13 protein-coding genes are annotated in these 16,204 nt (G+C 63.8%); all 13 read left to right on the top strand.

Annotated elements, in window-relative coordinates; genetic code table 11:
* Position 1 precedes the first annotated feature (1 nt).
* The 13 genes from O3297_RS17225 to iolB all read left to right on the top strand — a co-directional run bounded on the left by O3297_RS17225 (position 2) and on the right by iolB (position 16,204).
* Positions 2–697: a fumarylacetoacetate hydrolase family protein gene (locus O3297_RS17225; protein WP_305049280.1), complete on the top strand. Its 696-nt coding sequence runs from the start codon at positions 2–4 to the stop codon at positions 695–697.
* Between the two features lie 21 nt (positions 698–718).
* Positions 719–1,039, top strand: coding sequence for a thioredoxin family protein (locus O3297_RS17220; protein ID WP_370385434.1), 321 nt, complete (start codon positions 719–721; stop codon positions 1,037–1,039).
* A gap of 544 nt (positions 1,040–1,583) precedes the next feature.
* Positions 1,584–2,870, top strand: coding sequence for an MFS transporter (locus tag O3297_RS17215; protein WP_151096954.1), 1,287 nt, complete (start codon positions 1,584–1,586; stop codon positions 2,868–2,870).
* A 249-nt stretch (positions 2,871–3,119) separates the two neighbouring features.
* Positions 3,120–4,139 (top strand): ABC transporter substrate-binding protein, encoded by a 1,020-nt coding sequence (locus O3297_RS17210; RefSeq protein WP_151096952.1) that lies wholly within the window; start codon positions 3,120–3,122, stop codon positions 4,137–4,139.
* 203 nt (positions 4,140–4,342) lie between these two features.
* Entirely contained in the window at positions 4,343–6,517 is a 2,175-nt protein-coding gene (locus tag O3297_RS17205) for an iron ABC transporter permease (RefSeq protein ID WP_225317420.1), read from the top strand.
* The gene (locus O3297_RS17200; protein ID WP_151096949.1) at positions 6,514–7,599 is read left to right on the top strand and encodes an ABC transporter ATP-binding protein; all 1,086 of its coding nucleotides are present in this window, start codon (positions 6,514–6,516) and stop codon (positions 7,597–7,599) included. Before O3297_RS17205 ends, O3297_RS17200 begins: the two co-directional genes overlap by 4 nt.
* Entirely contained in the window at positions 7,596–8,426 is an 831-nt protein-coding gene (locus tag O3297_RS17195) for an inositol monophosphatase (protein ID WP_208672434.1), read from the top strand. The genes O3297_RS17200 and O3297_RS17195 overlap by 4 nt, the downstream gene beginning before the upstream one ends.
* A 112-nt stretch (positions 8,427–8,538) precedes the next feature.
* Positions 8,539–9,648: a porin gene (locus tag O3297_RS17190; RefSeq protein WP_151096948.1), complete on the top strand. Its 1,110-nt coding sequence runs from the start codon at positions 8,539–8,541 to the stop codon at positions 9,646–9,648.
* A gap of 70 nt (positions 9,649–9,718) precedes the next feature.
* Positions 9,719–10,708 (top strand): inositol 2-dehydrogenase, encoded by a 990-nt coding sequence (gene iolG, locus O3297_RS17185; protein ID WP_151096947.1) that lies wholly within the window; start codon positions 9,719–9,721, stop codon positions 10,706–10,708.
* Positions 10,709–10,720: 12 nt separating this feature from the next.
* Positions 10,721–12,667 (top strand): 5-dehydro-2-deoxygluconokinase, encoded by a 1,947-nt coding sequence (gene iolC / locus O3297_RS17180; RefSeq protein ID WP_305049278.1) that lies wholly within the window; start codon positions 10,721–10,723, stop codon positions 12,665–12,667.
* On the top strand, positions 12,664–14,493 hold the full coding sequence (gene iolD / locus O3297_RS17175) for a 3D-(3,5/4)-trihydroxycyclohexane-1,2-dione acylhydrolase (decyclizing) (protein WP_305049277.1): 1,830 nt from the start codon (positions 12,664–12,666) through the stop codon (positions 14,491–14,493). The genes iolC and iolD overlap by 4 nt, the downstream gene beginning before the upstream one ends.
* Positions 14,490–15,410, top strand: a complete 921-nt coding sequence (iolE, locus tag O3297_RS17170) for a myo-inosose-2 dehydratase (protein ID WP_305049276.1) — start codon at positions 14,490–14,492, stop codon at positions 15,408–15,410. The genes iolD and iolE overlap by 4 nt, the downstream gene beginning before the upstream one ends.
* Positions 15,407–16,204, top strand: coding sequence for a 5-deoxy-glucuronate isomerase (gene iolB, locus O3297_RS17165; RefSeq protein WP_305049275.1), 798 nt, complete (start codon positions 15,407–15,409; stop codon positions 16,202–16,204). Before iolE ends, iolB begins: the two co-directional genes overlap by 4 nt.

Below are 16,204 nucleotides of genomic sequence, written 5' to 3'. Positions count from 1 at the left end.
CATGTCGTATGTCATTCCCGCAGCCATCCAGCCCAGCGTTCCCGTCACGGGCAGCGCCGACAGCTTTCCCGTCCACCGCATCTATTGCGTGGGCCGCAACTATGTCGACCACGCCAAGGAAATGGGCCACACGGGCCGCGAGGCGCCGTTTTTCTTCATGAAACCAAACGACGCCGTGCTGCCCGTGCCTGCCGGCACGACAGGCGAGCTGCCGTATCCGGCGCAGACGCAGGATTTCCAGCATGAGATGGAACTGGTGGTGGCCATCGGCAAGGGCGGCAGCGACATCGGCGTGGCCGATGCGCTGAGCCACGTGTGGGGCTATGCGATCGGCCTGGACATGACGCGCCGCGACGTGCAGGGCGCAGCGAAAAAGCTGGGACGCCCATGGGATACGGGCAAGGCCTTCGAGCATTCGGCGCCCATCGGCCCCATCACCCCGGCCGCGCAGGCGGGCGACGTCAAGCATGCCGCCATCACCCTGCACGTGAACGGCGAGCTGCGCCAGGGCAGCACGATCGACATGCTGATCTGGAACGTGGCTGAAACCATTGCCGACCTGTCGACCTACTTTACCTTGCAGCCGGGCGACCTGATCTACACGGGCACGCCGGCCGGCGTGGCGGCCGTGCAGCGCGGCGACGAGCTGGTGGGCGCCATCGATGGCCTGGAGACCTTGCGCCTCAAAGTGGTCTAAGTTTTCAAGGAGAGCGGCATGATGCACGATACGTATTCTGTAGCGCAACCGGCGCGTGCCGAGATCGACGCGTTGACGGGGCCGGCCCTGCTGGAATTTGGCACGGACTGGTGCGGCCACTGCCGCGCCACCCAGGCGCCGCTGGCCGCCGCGTTTGCGCAGCACTCCGCGGTGCCGCATATTCGCGTGGAAGACGGTCCCGGCCGCGCGCTGGGGCGTTCGTTCCGGGTAAAACTGTGGCCGACCCTGATTTTTTTGAAAGATGGCCAGGAAGTGGCGCGCCTCGTGCGGCCGCTCGACAGCCGCGAAATTAAGCAGACTTTTGCATTGATTGATGCGTAGGTCGGCTTAGCGCAGCGTAAGCCGACACCACCGCACATGCTCCATCACAACTTCTTGCCGCACTGCACCACTGCGCGTATCATAAGCCGCTTACAGCAAGATCAACCGCATCCTTCGTGATGCAGGCGCGATCATCGCCGGCCCGCTCCACCCGGAGGGGCCGCAGGCAAGGATTCACCACAAATGACCGATGCCGCGATGTCGACGCGCGGGTCTGGTACGGAATGCCTGGCGATACGCCGGGTCTGATACACGTCGCCCATCCCCTGACGCCTTTCCTGCCGTGCCCCGGGTAACCGGATGGCGCACGACCGTTGTTTCTCTAAATCAGCACTGATCACGGCGCGATAGCGCGCGTTGCCGGCAGTTCGCTACGGCAACTAAAACCGTTGTTTTTTGTTTGCAAATTTAATAGCAAATGCGCGGCAAATGCCTGCGCGCAAGGCTATGATATGCGAACGACACGGAGACAACGTGCTGTGCTGCTGCCTGAAAAAACATCCAGAGAATGGCCTTTAGACACCCTCCCCAAGGAGCGCAGTAAATGAGCACCCCCCCCAAGAAAAATTCCCCCGGCACGGTGCTGTTCGCCAGTTTGATCGGCACCACCATCGAGTTCTTTGACTTTTATATCTACGCCACCGCCGCCGTGCTGGTGTTTCCGAAACTGTTCTTCCCCGCCGGCGACCCGTCGGCCGCCGTGCTGCAGTCGCTGGCCACGTTTGCCATCGCCTTCTTCGCCCGCCCCATCGGTTCGGCCGTGTTCGGCCACTTCGGCGACCGCATCGGCCGCAAGGCTACTCTTGTGGCAGCCTTGCTGACCATGGGTATTTCCACCGTCATCATCGGCTTGCTGCCGACCTATGCCGCCATCGGCACCCTGGCGCCGCTGCTGCTGGCGCTGTGCCGTTTCGGCCAGGGCCTGGGCTTGGGCGGCGAGTGGGGCGGCGCGGTGCTGCTGGCCACGGAAAACGCGCCACCGGGCAAGCGCGCCTGGTACGGCATGTTCCCGCAGCTGGGTGCGCCGATCGGCTTCTTCCTGTCGGGCGGCATTTTCCTGCTGCTGAGCGAAACCATGACCGATGAACAGTTCTTCAGTTATGGCTGGCGCATCCCGTTCCTGGCCAGCGCGCTGCTGGTCATCGTCGGCCTGTATGTGCGCCTGAAGATCACGGAAACGCCGGACTTCCAGAAAGTCATCGACAAGAAAGAGGTCGTCAAACTGCCGGTCGCCACCGTGTTCCGCCAGCATGGCCGCATGTTGTTCCTGGGCACCATCATCGCCCTGGCCACTTTCGTGCTGTTCTACCTGATGACGGTGTTCGCGCTGAGCTGGGGTACGACCAAGCTGGGCTTCACGCGCAAGGAATTCCTCATCGTGCAGCTGTTTGCCGTGCTGTTCTTTGCCCTGACGATACCCTTCTCGGCCGTGCTGGCCGACCGACGCGGCCGCCGTGCGACCATGATCTGGGTCTCCGTCGCCATCGCCATCTTCGGCCTGGTGCTCGCGCCCATGTTCGGTTCCGGCGTGACCTGGGAAGTGACGGTCTTCATGGCCGTCGGCCTGGGCCTGATGGGCATGACCTACGGGCCGCTGGGCACGATGCTGTCCGAGCTGTTCCCGCCTGAAGTGCGCTACACGGGCGCCTCGCTGACGTTCAACCTGGCCGGCATCCTGGGTGCCTCGCTGGCGCCGTACATCGCCACCTGGCTGGCCACCAACTACGGCTTGCAATACGTGGGCTACTACCTGTCGCTGGCGGCCGTGCTGACACTGGGCGCGCTGCTGATGGTGGGCAAGCCACGCGCGGGCAAGGAAGCCTGGCAGTAACACGCCTCTGATCCCGGAGCCCCCGAAAGCCGCCAGCTGTACGCACAGCTGGCGGTTTTTTTTGTCGGTAAAACACCACGCCGCACGCCTGCCGAGATTCTTGTTGACAGTCAAAATCGGCTGGTGGTAAGGTGTGCACACGTGTGCAATGCAGTGCAAGTCTTGAAAAAGCACATCCCGGGACAGTGACACCGCAAGATAGCGGTGCGGTCTGAAGTACCACAACGACAACAAACTTGGAGTGAGACGATGAAGATGCGCAATGTTGCGATCGCTATAAGCCTGGCCCTGCCGATGACGGCCATGGCCGCCGACGAACGCCTGTCCGTGCTGTGCTCGGCCGACATGGAATGGTGCCAGCTGATGAAGAACCGCTTCGAGGCGGAAAGCAAGATCAAAGTGTCGATGATCAGGAAGAGCGCCGGCGAGGCGTATGCGAAGATCCGCGCCGAAGCGTCGAACCCGAAATCGGACATCTGGTGGGGCGGCACGGGCGACCCGCACCTGCAGGCCGCCGCCGAAGGCTATACGGAAGAATACAAGTCGCCCACCCTGCCCAAGCTGCAGCCGTGGGCGCTCAAGCAGGCCGAGACGGCCAAATACCGCACCGTCGGCATCTACATCGGCATCCTGGGCCTGGCCTACAACGAAAACGTGCTGAAGAAGAAAAACCTGCCGCCGCCGCAATGCTGGAAAGACCTCGTCAAGCCCGCCTACAAGGGCGAGATCGAGATGGCCAACCCGAACTCCTCGGGTGCCGCCTACAACGCGCTGGCCACCGTGGTGCAGCTGTTCGGTGAAGAGGAAGCCTTCGATTTCCTGGCGAAAATGGGCCAGAATGTCAGCAAGTATCCGAACGCGGGCGTGGCGCCCGGCGAGGACGTGGGCCGCGGCGAAGCGGGCGTGGCCATCGGCTTCATGCATGACCTGATGAAACTCACCGTGGCAGGCTTTCCCGTGAAAGTCTTGCCGCCTTGCGAAGGCACGGGTTACGAGATCGGCTCGATGAGCATCGTCAAGGGCGCGAAAAACATGGAGCAGGCAAAGAAATTCTATGAATTCGCCCTGCGTCCCGACGTGCAGAGCGAGGCCGTCAAGGCGCTGGCCTTCCAGATCCCGTCCAACGTGGCCGCCACCATTCCCGCCGCCTCGCCGCGCCTGGAAAACATCAAGACTATCAACTACGATTTCGCCAAGTATGGCGCGTCGGACACGCGCAAGCGCTTATTACAACGCTGGACGACGCAGATTTATTCTGCCGGCAATTAACGCGCGCCAAAACTTACTGCGCGTCGCGATTTGCAGCCTGCGATGCTCACTGTGCTAGCGCACAGCTGCGCGTCTCGGCTACAACTCACTGCCGCTCGCTACAGTTTTGGCAGGCGTTAAACCTATATAAATTGTTCAAAACGTCTGGAAATCAAGGCGCACCGCGCAACAGAATTTCAGACGTCCATAGTTGGATGAAACTCATGAAAAAAATATTTTACGGCTGGCTGCTGGCCGCCCTGGCAGCGTTGTGCCTGTTGCCCTGGCAGCAGCAGGAAGCGGGACTGTTCGCCGGTGAATGGCTGCGCGACGGCCAGTTCTTCGCGGAGCGTGGCGCACCGGCCGTGCTGCACCTGCTGTCGTTCGGCGCCTGGCCGCTGGGCGTGTTCTTCGCTCTGCTCGCCGCCAGCGCCGCGCTGGTGGCCGCCAATCCCCACCGCAAGACCCTGGGCCTGGGCCAGATCGCCATCGGCGGCACCGGCATGCTGTGGCTGGCATGGCTGGGCTGGGGCCCGCTGGCCGCCGGCACCGGCCTGGGTTTCGGCGCGCTGCTGCTGGCGCTGTGCCTGCTGTTCCTCCTCACGTCCGGCGCGGCCGCCTGCGGCGTGTGCCGCGGCGACGCCTTCGTCGCCGGCGCCATCGGCCTCATCATTTGCCTGATTTCCCTGTTCGTGCTGTTCCCCGTCGCGCTGATCCTCGTCAGCGCCGGCCAGCCGATGGACGATGGCGGCACGGGCGCCGCCGCCCTGGCGCGCCGCCTGGCGGATCCGGGCATCTGGAGCCTCAATTGCGTGTCCGGTCCCGGCCGCTGCGGCGTGGCCTGGAACACCCTGGCGCTGGCCTTGCTGACGGGCGTGTCGGCCACCTTCCTCGGTCTCGTGTTCGCCCTGCTGGTGACGCGCACCAATGGCCGCTGGGTGCGTCCGATGCGCGCCATCACGATACTCCCCATCGTCACGCCGCCGTTCGTGCTGGGCCTGGCGCTGATCCTGCTGTTCGGCCGCAACGGCGCCATCACGGGCCTGGTCGGCGACCTGTTTGGCATCGAACAAAGCCGCTGGCTGTACGGCATGACGGGCGTGTGGCTGTCGCAGATGCTGGCCTTTGCGCCGATCGCCTTCATGACATTGATAGGCGTGGTGGAAGGCGTCAGCCCTTCGCTGGAAGAGGCGTCGGGCACCCTGGGCGCGAGCAGCTGGCAAACCTTCGTCAAGGTGTCGCTGCCCTTGATGCGTCCCGGCATCGCCAACGCCTTCCTGTTGTGCTTTATCGAAAGCATGGCCGACTTCGGCAACCCGATGGTCTTGGGCGGCAACTTCCACGTGCTGTCGACGGAAATCTTCTTTTCCGTGGTGGGCGCCTCGAACGACCAGGGCCGCGCCGCGACGTTGGCCATCGTGCTGCTGACCTTTGCCGTGGGCGCCTTCTTCATCCAGAACCTGTGGCTGGGCAAGAAATCGTATGTGACGGTGACGGGCAAGGCCGACCATGGCGGCCACGCCTCGCTCAACCCGCGCCTGAAGACCACCCTGTGGACCATCGCCCTGCCATGGTTCGCCTTCACGGCCCTGGTGTACGGTACGGTAGTGGCGGGCGGCTTCGTGAATAACTGGGGCCAGGACAATGCCTTCACCTTGCGCCACTACATCGACGCCTTCGGCATCACGGCGGGCGCTTCCGGCTGGCACTGGACGGGCCAGGCCTGGCCATCGCTGTTCACCACCCTGACGATCTCGGCCATCGCCGCGCCCTTGACGGCCTTTGTCGGCATCCTCTCGGCCTGGCTGCTGGTGCGCCAGCAATTCGCCCTGAAGAGCGCGTTCGAGTTCGGCACCATGCTCAGCTTTGCCATTCCCGGCACCGTCATCGGCATCAGCTACATCCTCGCGTTCAACTCGGCGCCGATCGAGTTGACGGGCACGGCGACGATTTTGATCCTGTGCTTTGTCTTCCGCAACATGCCGATGGGACTGCGCACGGGCATCGCCGCCATGCGCCAGCTCGACGGCAGCCTAGACGAGGCCTCGATCACCCTGGGCGCCAGCAGCTGGACCACCATGCGCAAGGTCATCCTGCCGCTGCTGCGTCCGGCCATCGCCTCGGCCCTCGTGTATGGCTTCGTGCGCTCGATCACGTCGATCTCGGCCGTCGTCTTCCTCGTCAGCGCCGACTATGACATGGCCACGTCCTACATCATCGGCCTGGTGTCGAACGGCAACTACGGCACGGCGATCGCCTACGCCACGGTCTTGATCGTCGTCATCCTGCTGTGCATCCAATTGATCCACCTGCTGGTTGGCAAGCGCCGCCTTCGCCGCGTCAGCGCCGAAAAAACGCTGCCGGCCGCCGTTCCCAACCTGGAAAAGAGCTACGCATGAACCACTTTACTACCCATGAAACAGCCATCGCTGCGCTGGAATTCGACGGCGTCACCAAGCGCTACGGCAAGGCCCTGGCCGTGAACGACGTCTCGTTCACCATCGCGCCGCGCACCATGGTCACCCTGCTGGGGCCCAGCGGCTGCGGCAAGACCTCGACCCTGCGCCTGATCGCCGGCCTGGAACGCGTCAGCGCCGGGCGCATCCTGCTGGCCGGCGAGGACGTCACCTTGACCTCCGCCGCCGAGCGCGACGTCAGCATGGTGTTCCAGTCGTATGCGCTGTTTCCGCACATGACGGTGCTCGACAACGTGTGCTACGGCTTGACCGTCTCGGGCGAGACCAAGCCGCGCGCCATCGAACGGGCGCAGGAAAGTCTGCGCCTGGTGGGCCTGGCCGACTTCGCCGCGCGCTTCCCGAACGAACTGTCGGGCGGCCAGCAGCAGCGCGTGGCCGTGGCCCGCTCGCTGGTGCTGCAGCCCAAGGTGCTGCTGCTGGACGAGCCGCTCTCCAACCTCGACACGAAACTGCGCCGCCGCGTGCGCGACGAGATCCGCGACATCCAGGTCAAGCTGGGCTTGACGGCCGTGTACGTCACGCATGACCAGGAAGAGGCGCTGGCCATTTCCGACCAGATCATCGTCATGAACCGGCAAGTGATCGCGCAAAAGGGCACGCCGCACGAGCTGTTCGAGTCGCCCGCCGACAAGTTCGTCGCCGACTTCATCTGCAACGCGAACATCGTCGATGGCGTGATCGAATCGGTGGCCGACGGCAAGGCCGTCTGCGTGATGGGCAAGCTGCGGCTGCGCCTGCCATGCCGCGGCCAGCGCAGCGGCGAAGCCAGTTTCGCCGTGCGCCCGGAAGCCATCCTGCTGTCGCCCGCGCAGCCCGACAGCGCCATGGTGGTGCGCGTGGCGCGCGCCACCTACCTGGGACGCGAAATGCAATACACGCTCGACACGCCCGTCGGCGAACTGTTTGCCGTCTCGCACGACTTGAGCCAGGTTTTCACGCAAGGCACATCGGTCGCCATGACCGTACACGAACATGGCGCAGCCATCATTGGAGGACAAGCATGACAGATATGACACAGGCAGCACTGGCCGATGCGGCCACGCTGGAACGCTATGCCTATGCGCGGCACATCATCCGCCAGGCGGGCGAGATTGCGCTGGGCATGTTCCTGCGCCGCACGGAGCTGGTGATCGAGGAAAAGGGCTTGCAGGACATGGTCAGCATCGCCGACCGCATGGTGGAGGATTTCCTGCGCGCGCAGATCGCCGAGCGCTTCCCGGAAGACGCCGTGGTGGGCGAGGAGCGCGGCGGCGGCGCGTCCGATGCGCGCTGCGTGTGGGTCATCGATCCCATCGACGGCACTGCCTGCTTCGTCAACGGCATGCTGGCCTGGTGCGTGTCGATCGGCGTGCTGGTCGACGGCCAGCCCGCCATCGGCGCCGTGTACGACCCGAATGCGGACGAGCTGTTCCATGCTTGCCTGGGGCAGGGCGCGCACGTGACCGCGAAGGCGGGCGAAACGCGGCTGCGCGTGAACGACGTGGCCAGCTTGCAGGGCGGCGTGCTGGGCGTGGGCTTTTCGCACCGCGTGGGCACCGACACCTTTTTACCGTTCCTGCTCGACGTGCTGGAAGTGGGCGGCATGTTCATCCGCAACGGTTCCGGCGCCTTGATGATCGCCTACGTGGCGGCCGGGCGCCTGATCGGCTATTTCGAGCCGCACATCAATTCCTGGGATTGCCTGGCGGGCATCGTGCTCGTCAACGAGGCGGGCGGGCGCTGCAATGATTTTCTCGCCGATAACGGCCTGGAAAAGGGCAACCCCATCCTCGTGGGCGGTCCCCGTTTGTATCCGCAACTGGAAGCGCTGGCATTGCCGCGCTGCCAATAAATCATCTACTTTGAAAGGGAGGGAAGGCGTCCAGCGGCGGGCGCGCGCAGGAGCAACACACTGTTGAGCATCATGAGTAATCCACCACCATAAAAACAAGCAGGAGACAAGAATGAAAAACGGGATGAAAAACGAGATGAACACCATGCAGTTGAACAAGATCGCCGCCGCAGTATTGCTGCTGGCCGCCTCAGGCTGCGTCCTGGCCGAATCGAGCGTCGTCGTGTATGGTCGTATCCATGCGGGCTTCGACCGTATCGAAACGTCGAGTTCGGCCACGGCGCCGAATGGCGAGTCCGTGTCGCGTGTGTCGGACAATTCCTCGAAGATCGGTTTCCGGGGACGCGAAGATTTGGGCAGTGGCAACACGGCCTTCTTCCAGATCGAGGGCAACGCCAAGCTCGACGATGGCACGGGCGCCATCAATAGCAAGGATACCTTTGTCGGCCTGGAAAACCCCGCCTATGGCCGTATCGCGCTGGGCCGCTTCGCCACGCCGATCCGCCAGATCAACGGCTACACCAACCGTTTCGTGGGCGAAGGCATCCAGGACGACGCCAACATTTCCCAGCTTGGGGGCGAAGGCTTCAACCGCCGCAGTTCGAACGCCGTCAGCTATCGCACGCCCGTGGTGCAGGGATTCAGCGCCACGATCTACCGCGCCAGCGAAAACGAGGCGTCGAATGGCGACCGCATCTATTCGGGCATCGTTCAATACGTGAACGGTCCCGTCAAGGGAGCCGTCGGCTATGAAAAGCACAAGGATTTGCGTCCCGGTTTCAGCGAAAAAATGTTCCGCGCCGTGGGCAATTACAACTTCGGCGGCGGCGATGTGGGCGTGGCCTGGAACCGCCTGGTGTATGACGTGGCCGGCGGCGACTTGCAGCGGGACTATTTCACCATCACGGGTGCCTACAAGGCGGGCGGCGGTTCCTTCATCGGCCGGTTCGGTGTGGCTGGCGATGTGTCCGGCAGCGCGCCCAACGGCAGCAGCGTGACCATCAAGGCGACCACCCTGGTGCGCGGCGATGACAGCGGCGCCAAGCAGGCCACCCTGGGCTACGAGTATTACTTGTCCAAGCGCAGCACCGTGTACGCCTACTACACGCAAACGAATAATGACAAGAATGCCAACTACACATTTGGCGGCAATGCCTTCGCCGCCACCAAGAAGGGTGCCAAGCTCAGCGGCGTTATGCTGGGCGTCATTCACTTGTTTTAACCTTTTTTGCCTGAATTTGCACACGTGTGCATTTTCGGGCAACGTACTTCCGACTATCAAGGAGATGGAAATGATTCAAGTGGCATTGTTCGGCGCCGGCCGCATCGGCCGTATTCACGCTGGCAATCTGGTGCGCCAGCCCGGCGTGCGCCTGAAATACGTGGTCGACGTGCATGCGGGCGCGGCGGCGGAAGTGGCGGCCCTGCATGGCGCCAGCGTCGCCAGCGTGGAAGCCGTGCTGGCCGACCCCGAAGTCAAGGCCGTGCTGATCGCGTCGAGTACGGACACGCATGCGGACCTGATCGTGCGCGCGGCCGCCGCCGGCAAGGCCATCTTTTGCGAGAAACCCGTCGACCTGACGCTGGAACGCGCGCGCGCCGCCGCCGCCGCCGTCAAGGAAGCGGGCGTGCTGTGCATGATCGGCTTCCAGCGCCGCTACGATCCCACGTTCGCCGCCGTCAAGCAGCGCATCGCGGCGGGCGAGATCGGCACGCCGGAGTTGCTTATCGTTACCAGCCGCGATCCGGGCCCGCCACCCGTCAGCTACATCCAGGTGTCGGGCGGCATCTTCAAGGATATGCTGATCCACGATTTCGACATCTTCCGCTGGATACTCGATGACGAAGCCGTCAGCGTGCACGCGACGGGCAGCTGCCTCGTCGACCCGGCCATCGGCGCGGCGGGCGACCTCGATTGCACGGCCGTGACCATCCGCACGGCACAAGGCCGCTTGTGCCAGATCAACACCACGCGCCGCGCCGCCTATGGCTACGACCAGCGCTTCGAAGTGCTGGGCAGCGCCGGCATGCTGCAGGCAGGCAACCACAAACCGACGGAAGTGACGGCGTATGGTGCCGTCAACGTCAGCGTGGACCGTCCGGAAGATTTTTTCCTGGAACGCTACCGCGCCGCCTACGCCAGCGAGATGGCGCACTTTTTCGACGCCTTTGCCCATGGCGCGCCCCTGCGCACCACCGTCCACGACGGCTTGAAGGCCCTGGAACTGGCCGAAGCGGCCACCGTGTCGTGGCGCGAGCAGCGTATCGTGCAACTGTCATAAGGAAGCAATGCCATGAAGAATACGACTGAATTTGCCCAGGGCCGCGCGCTAGACGTGATCTGCCTGGGCCGCCTGGCGGTGGACCTGTACGCGCAGCAGATCGGCAGCACCCTGGAAGACGCCACCAGTTTCGCCAAGTACCTGGGCGGCTCGTCGGCGAACATCGCCTTCGGCACGGCCCGCCTGGGCCTGAAGTCCGCCATGCTGTCGAAGGTGGGCGACGACCATATGGGACGTTTCCTGACGGATACCTTGTCGCAGGAGGGTTGCGACGTCAGCCACGTCGACATCGACCGCGAGCGCCTCACGGCCCTGGTGATGCTGGGCATCAAGGATAAAAACACGTTTCCCCTGATTTTTTACCGTGAAAATTGCGCCGACATGGCCATCGAAGCATCTTCGGTGGATGCGGCCTTCATTGGATCGAGCAAGGCGCTGTTGATCACTGGCACGCATTTCTCCACGGCCGCCATGCACGCCGTCAGCACGCAGGCCCTTACATTGGCCCGCGCCAGCAACGTGCGCACCGTGCTCGACATCGATTACCGGCCCGTGCTGTGGGGCTTGTCGGGCAAGGCCGATGGCGAAACGCGTTTCGTCTCGAACGAAGGCGTGACCAGCCACTTGCAGGCGATCCTGCCGCAATTTGATCTGATCGTCGGCACGGAAGAGGAATTCATGATCGCCGGTGGCGGCGCGGACATCATGGCGTCCCTGCGCGCCGTGCGGGCCGTGAGCGGTGCCACCCTGGTCGTCAAGCGCGGGCCGCTGGGCTGCGCCGTCATCGAGGCGGGCATTCCTGCCAGCCTCGATGCGGCATTCAATTATCAGGGCGTGCGCGTGGACGTGCTGAACGTGCTGGGCGCGGGCGACGCTTTCCTTTCCGGTTTCCTGAAAGGCTGGCTGCGCGGCGAGGATTACGCGGCGTGCTGCCGCTATGCGAATGGCTGCGGCGCCCTCGTCGTGTCGCGCCATGGCTGCGCGCCGGCCATGCCGTCGCCCGTCGAGCTCGACTATTTCCTCGCCAACGCGGCCAAACTGAGCCGTCCCGACCAGGACGCCACGCTGGCGCGCCTGCACCGCACGACGGTGGCGCGCAAGCAGTGGAATGAGCTGTGCGTGTTTGCGTTCGACCACCGCACGCAATTCTTTGAGCTGGCGCAGCAGGGCGGCGCCGACGAGGCGAAGATTGCACGCCTCAAGCAATTATTCGTGCAAGCCGTGGGCCAGACGGAGGCGGCGCGTGGATTGCAGGGCGGCACGGGTGTGCTGATCGATGACCGCTATGGCGCCGATGCGCTCAACGACGCGACGGGGCGCGGCTGGTGGATCGGGCGTCCCGTCGAGATGCCGGGCTCGAACCCGCTGCAATTCGACTGGGGCCGCTCGCTGGCATCGCGCCTGACGCAGTGGCCCAAGGAACATGTGATCAAGTGCCTGGTGCAGCTGCACCCCGACGATACGCCGGAAAACCGCCTGGAGCAGGAAGCGCAGATCAAGGGCTTGTACGACGCCGCGCAAATCACGGGCCATGAATTGCTGCTGGAAATTATTCCCGCCAAGTCGCTGCCGCAGCACGACGACACCGTGTACCGCGCCGTCAAGCGCCTGTACAACCTGGGCATCTATCCGGAATGGTGGAAGCTGGAAAGCATGTCGGCCAAGCAATGGCAAGCGATCGATGCCCTCGTGCACGAGCGCGATCCGTATTGCCGTGGCGTCGTCCTGCTGGGTTTGAACGCGCCGATTGCTGCCCTAGCCGACAGTTTTGAGCAAGCCAGTGCCAGCACGACGTGCCGCGGCTTCATGGTGGGCCGCACCATCTTCCAGGAACCGAGCCGCCGCTGGCTGGCGGGCGAACTCGACGACGCGGGCCTGATCGCCGCAGTGCGCGCCAACTTCGAGCAGCTCATCGCCTTGTGGCAGCGTACGCGCAACCGCCTGGAGCGTGCAGCATGAGCGCCACGATCAGATTGACCATGGCGCAGGCGCTGGTGCGCTATCTGGCCGCCTTGCGGGTGGAAGGGGGCGAACCTTTGTTCGGCGGCGCCTTCGCCATCTTTGGCCACGGCAACGTGGCGGGACTGGGCGAGGCGCTGTACCAGTACCGTGACAGTTTCCCGACTTATCGCGCCCACAACGAGCAGGCGATGGCACACGCGGCCATCGCTTACGCAAAAGCGCACATGCGCCGGCGCATGATGGCGGTGACCAGTTCCATCGGTCCCGGCGCCACCAACTTGCTGACGGCCGCCGCCCTGGCGCACGTGAATCGCTTGCCGGTCTTGCTGTTGCCCGGCGACGTCTTCGTCTCGCGCGCGCCGGACCCGGTGTTGCAGCAGCTGGAAGACGCCGGCGACGGCAGCGTGTCGGTGAATGACGCCTTCAAACCTTTATCACGCTACTTCGACCGCATCGTCTATCCGGAACAGTTGCTGACCGCCTTGCCACGGGCGATTGCCGCCTTGACGGACCCGGCCGCCTGCGGCCCCGTCACTTTATCTTTGCCGCAAGACGTGCAAACGATGGCGTATGACTATCCTGCCAGCTTTTTCGAACCGAGAGTCGTGCGTTTCCGTGCCTTGCCGCCTGTCGAGCAGGAGCTGGAAGAAGCGGTGTCGCTGTTGAAAAACGCCAAGCAGCCGCTGATCGTGGCTGGCGGCGGCGTGCTGTACGGCCAGGCCAGCGCCGCCTTGCAGGCGTTTGCCGAGCGCCATGGCATTCCCGTGGCGGAAACCCAGGCGGGCAAGAGTGCCTTGCCATGGGACCATCCGCTGCAACTGGGCGCCATCGGCGTGACGGGCTCGCCTGCCGCGAACGCGCTGGCGGCGGATGCGGACGTGGTGCTGGCCATCGGTACGCGCCTGCAGGATTTCACCACCGGCTCGAATTCCCTGTTTGCGCAGGCGCAGCTGGTCAGCTTGAACGTCAACAGTTTTGACGTACTGAAACGTCGTGGCCTGGGCTTGCAGGCGGACGCGACGCTGGGCTTGCAAGGCCTGTCGCGGCTGCTTGGCAGCTGGAACAGCGCTGGGCAATGGATGGACCGCGCGCAGCAGGCGGGCAACGCCTGGCGCGCGACGGTGGCCGCCATCACCGGCAAACGCGAGGTGGCCGGCTTGCCGTACGACGGCGAAGTCATCGGCGCCGTGCAGCGTTCCGCTCCCGATTCCACCAGCCGCGACATCGTCGTTTGCGCGGCGGGGACTCTGCCGGCCGAACTGCACAAGCTGTGGCGCACGTCGACGCCGGGCGGCTACCACATGGAATACGGCTATTCGTGCATGGGCTATGAAATCGCCGGCGGCCTCGGCGTCAAGATGGCGAAACCGGAAGCGGAGGTCGTCGTCATGGTGGGCGACGGCAGCTATCTGATGATGAATTCGGAAATCGCCACTTCCGTCATGCTCGATAAAAAACTCATCATCGTCGTGCTCGACAACCGGGGCTATGGCTGCATCAACCGCCTGCAGCAGGCGTGCGGCAATGCTTCGTTCAACAATATGTTGCCCGATAGCGCACCGCATATCGACTTTGCCCTGCATGCGCAATCGCTGGGCGCGCTGTCCGAACATGTGGGTTCGATTGCCGAACTGGAGCAGGCGATGCTGCGCGCCCGCGCCGCTACGCGTACCTATCTGATCTGCATCGATACGGACGACACGCGCACGACCGAAGAGGGTGGTTGCTGGTGGGAAGTGGCCGTGCCCGAGGTCTCCACCCAGCCCGGCGTGCAGCTTGCGCGCGCCCGTTATGAACTTGACCGCCAAGGACAACAACAATGAACGCACCGACATGGAATGTGAAGATCGGCATCAACCCGATCTCGTGGATGAACGACGATTTGCCGTCGCTGGGGGGAGAAACCCCGCTGGAAACGGCCCTGAAGGAAGGCGCCGAGATCGGCTACGTGGGGTTTGAACTGGGCAACAAGTTTCCGAAAGATGCCCCGGCCTTGAACGCCGTGCTGGGCAAGTATGGCCTGGCGTGTGTTTCCGGCTGGTATTCGGGGCGCCTGGCGCACCGCTCTGTCGAGGAAGAGATCGCCGCAGTGGCATCGCATCTGCGTTTGCTGGCGGACAGCGGCGCCACCGTGATGGTCTACGGCGAAGTGGCCGACGCCATCCAGGGCGAAGCGCGCGCCCTGTATAAGCGCCCCCGTTTCCAGTCGCAGCAGCAATGGCAGGAATATGCAAACAAATTGACGGCCTTTGCCGCCCACCTGCTGGCGTATGGAGTACGCCTGGCCTATCACCATCACATGGGCGCTTACGTGGAAACGCCGGCCGATGTGGAGCAATTGATGGCCTTGACGGGACCCGAGGTCGGCTTGCTGTTCGACACGGGCCACATCACCTTTGCCGGCGGCGATGCGCTGGCAGTGCTGAATAAACATATCGATCGCATTTGCCACGTGCATTGCAAGGACGTGCGCCCGAATGTGGTGAAACTGGCCCGCAATGGCCACTGGAGTTTCTTGCAGGCCGTCATCAATGGCGCCTTCAGCGTGCCGGGCGACGGCAGCATCGACTTCCCGGCCATCCTGACGTGGCTGTATTTGCACGGCTACGAAGGCTGGCTGGTGGTGGAAGCGGAGCAAGACCCGGCCGTCGCGCCCAGCTACGAATACGCGAAGATGGGCCACGATTACCTGGCACGCCTGGTCGATGCGATTCCCCGCCTGGGCCGGGAGGCGGCATGAGCCCGCTGCTGGTGAAGGCCCGGCCCGGTTCCGCCATCGTCGAGGTGACGCCAGAGTCGGCCGGCTGGACGCATGTGGGCTTTGCCGCGCACCGGCTTCAAGCGGGCGAGTCATTGAACCTGGAGACAGGCAGCCGCGAACTGTGCATCGTCGTGCTGACGGGCACGGTGACGGTGCGGGCCGGTGAACAGACCTGGGAAGCCATCGGCAAGCGCCAAAGCGTCTTCGAGGAGCGCTCGCCGTATGCCGTGTATGTCCCATTGGAAACCAAGGTCAGCATCACGGCGGTGAGCAACGCGGAAGTGGCCCTGTGCAGCGCACCGGCCACGACCCAGCGTCCGGCACGCCTGATCGAGCCATCGTCCATGACGCGCTCTGTGCGCGGCAAGGGTGCCAACACGCGTTATGTGTGCGACATCCTGCCGCAGACGGCCGAGGCCGACGGCTTGCTGGTGGTGGAGGTGGTGACGCCATCCGGCCATTCGTCGAGCTATCCGCCGCATAAACACGACAGCGACAATGTGCCGCTGGAAAGTTCGCTCGAGGAAACCTATTACCACCGCCTGAACCCGGAGCAGGGCTTTGCCTTCCAGCGGGTCTACACGGATGACCGTTCCATCGATGAAGCCATGGCCGTGGAAAACCACGACGTGGTGATGGTGCCCAGGGGCTACCACCCCGTGACCGTGCCGTATGGCTACGATGGGTATTACCTGAACGTGATGGCCGGCCCGCAACGCGTGTGGCACTTTAAAAATGATCCGGCCCATGAGTGGCTGATGAATAGCAAATAA

The sequence above is a fragment of the Janthinobacterium sp. SUN128 genome (genome assembly GCF_030587275.1).
Lineage (GTDB): Bacteria > Pseudomonadota > Gammaproteobacteria > Burkholderiales > Burkholderiaceae_D > Janthinobacterium > Janthinobacterium lividum.
Note: the sequence above shows the minus strand (reverse complement) of the source record. Positions and strands in the feature narration are given on the sequence as shown.

Excerpts from the sequence above, each read along its gene's own strand:
- iolG (WP_151096947.1), top strand. The coding sequence starts at position 9,719 with ATGATTCAAGTGGCATTGTTCGGCGCCGGCCGCATCGGCCGTATTCAC.
- O3297_RS17205 (WP_225317420.1), top strand. The coding sequence starts at position 4,343 with ATGAAAAAAATATTTTACGGCTGGCTGCTGGCCGCCCTGGCAGCGTTG.
- O3297_RS17195 (WP_208672434.1), top strand. The coding sequence starts at position 7,596 with ATGACAGATATGACACAGGCAGCACTGGCCGATGCGGCCACGCTGGAA.
- O3297_RS17200 (WP_151096949.1), top strand. The coding sequence starts at position 6,514 with ATGAACCACTTTACTACCCATGAAACAGCCATCGCTGCGCTGGAATTC.
- iolC (WP_305049278.1), top strand. The coding sequence starts at position 10,721 with ATGAAGAATACGACTGAATTTGCCCAGGGCCGCGCGCTAGACGTGATC.
- O3297_RS17220 (WP_370385434.1), top strand. The coding sequence starts at position 719 with ATGCACGATACGTATTCTGTAGCGCAACCGGCGCGTGCCGAGATCGAC.
- O3297_RS17210 (WP_151096952.1), top strand. The coding sequence starts at position 3,120 with ATGAAGATGCGCAATGTTGCGATCGCTATAAGCCTGGCCCTGCCGATG.
- O3297_RS17190 (WP_151096948.1), top strand. The coding sequence starts at position 8,539 with ATGAAAAACGGGATGAAAAACGAGATGAACACCATGCAGTTGAACAAG.
- iolD (WP_305049277.1), top strand. The coding sequence starts at position 12,664 with ATGAGCGCCACGATCAGATTGACCATGGCGCAGGCGCTGGTGCGCTAT.
- O3297_RS17215 (WP_151096954.1), top strand. The coding sequence starts at position 1,584 with ATGAGCACCCCCCCCAAGAAAAATTCCCCCGGCACGGTGCTGTTCGCC.
- iolB (WP_305049275.1), top strand. The coding sequence starts at position 15,407 with ATGAGCCCGCTGCTGGTGAAGGCCCGGCCCGGTTCCGCCATCGTCGAG.
- O3297_RS17225 (WP_305049280.1), top strand. The coding sequence starts at position 2 with ATGTCGTATGTCATTCCCGCAGCCATCCAGCCCAGCGTTCCCGTCACG.
- iolE (WP_305049276.1), top strand. The coding sequence starts at position 14,490 with ATGAACGCACCGACATGGAATGTGAAGATCGGCATCAACCCGATCTCG.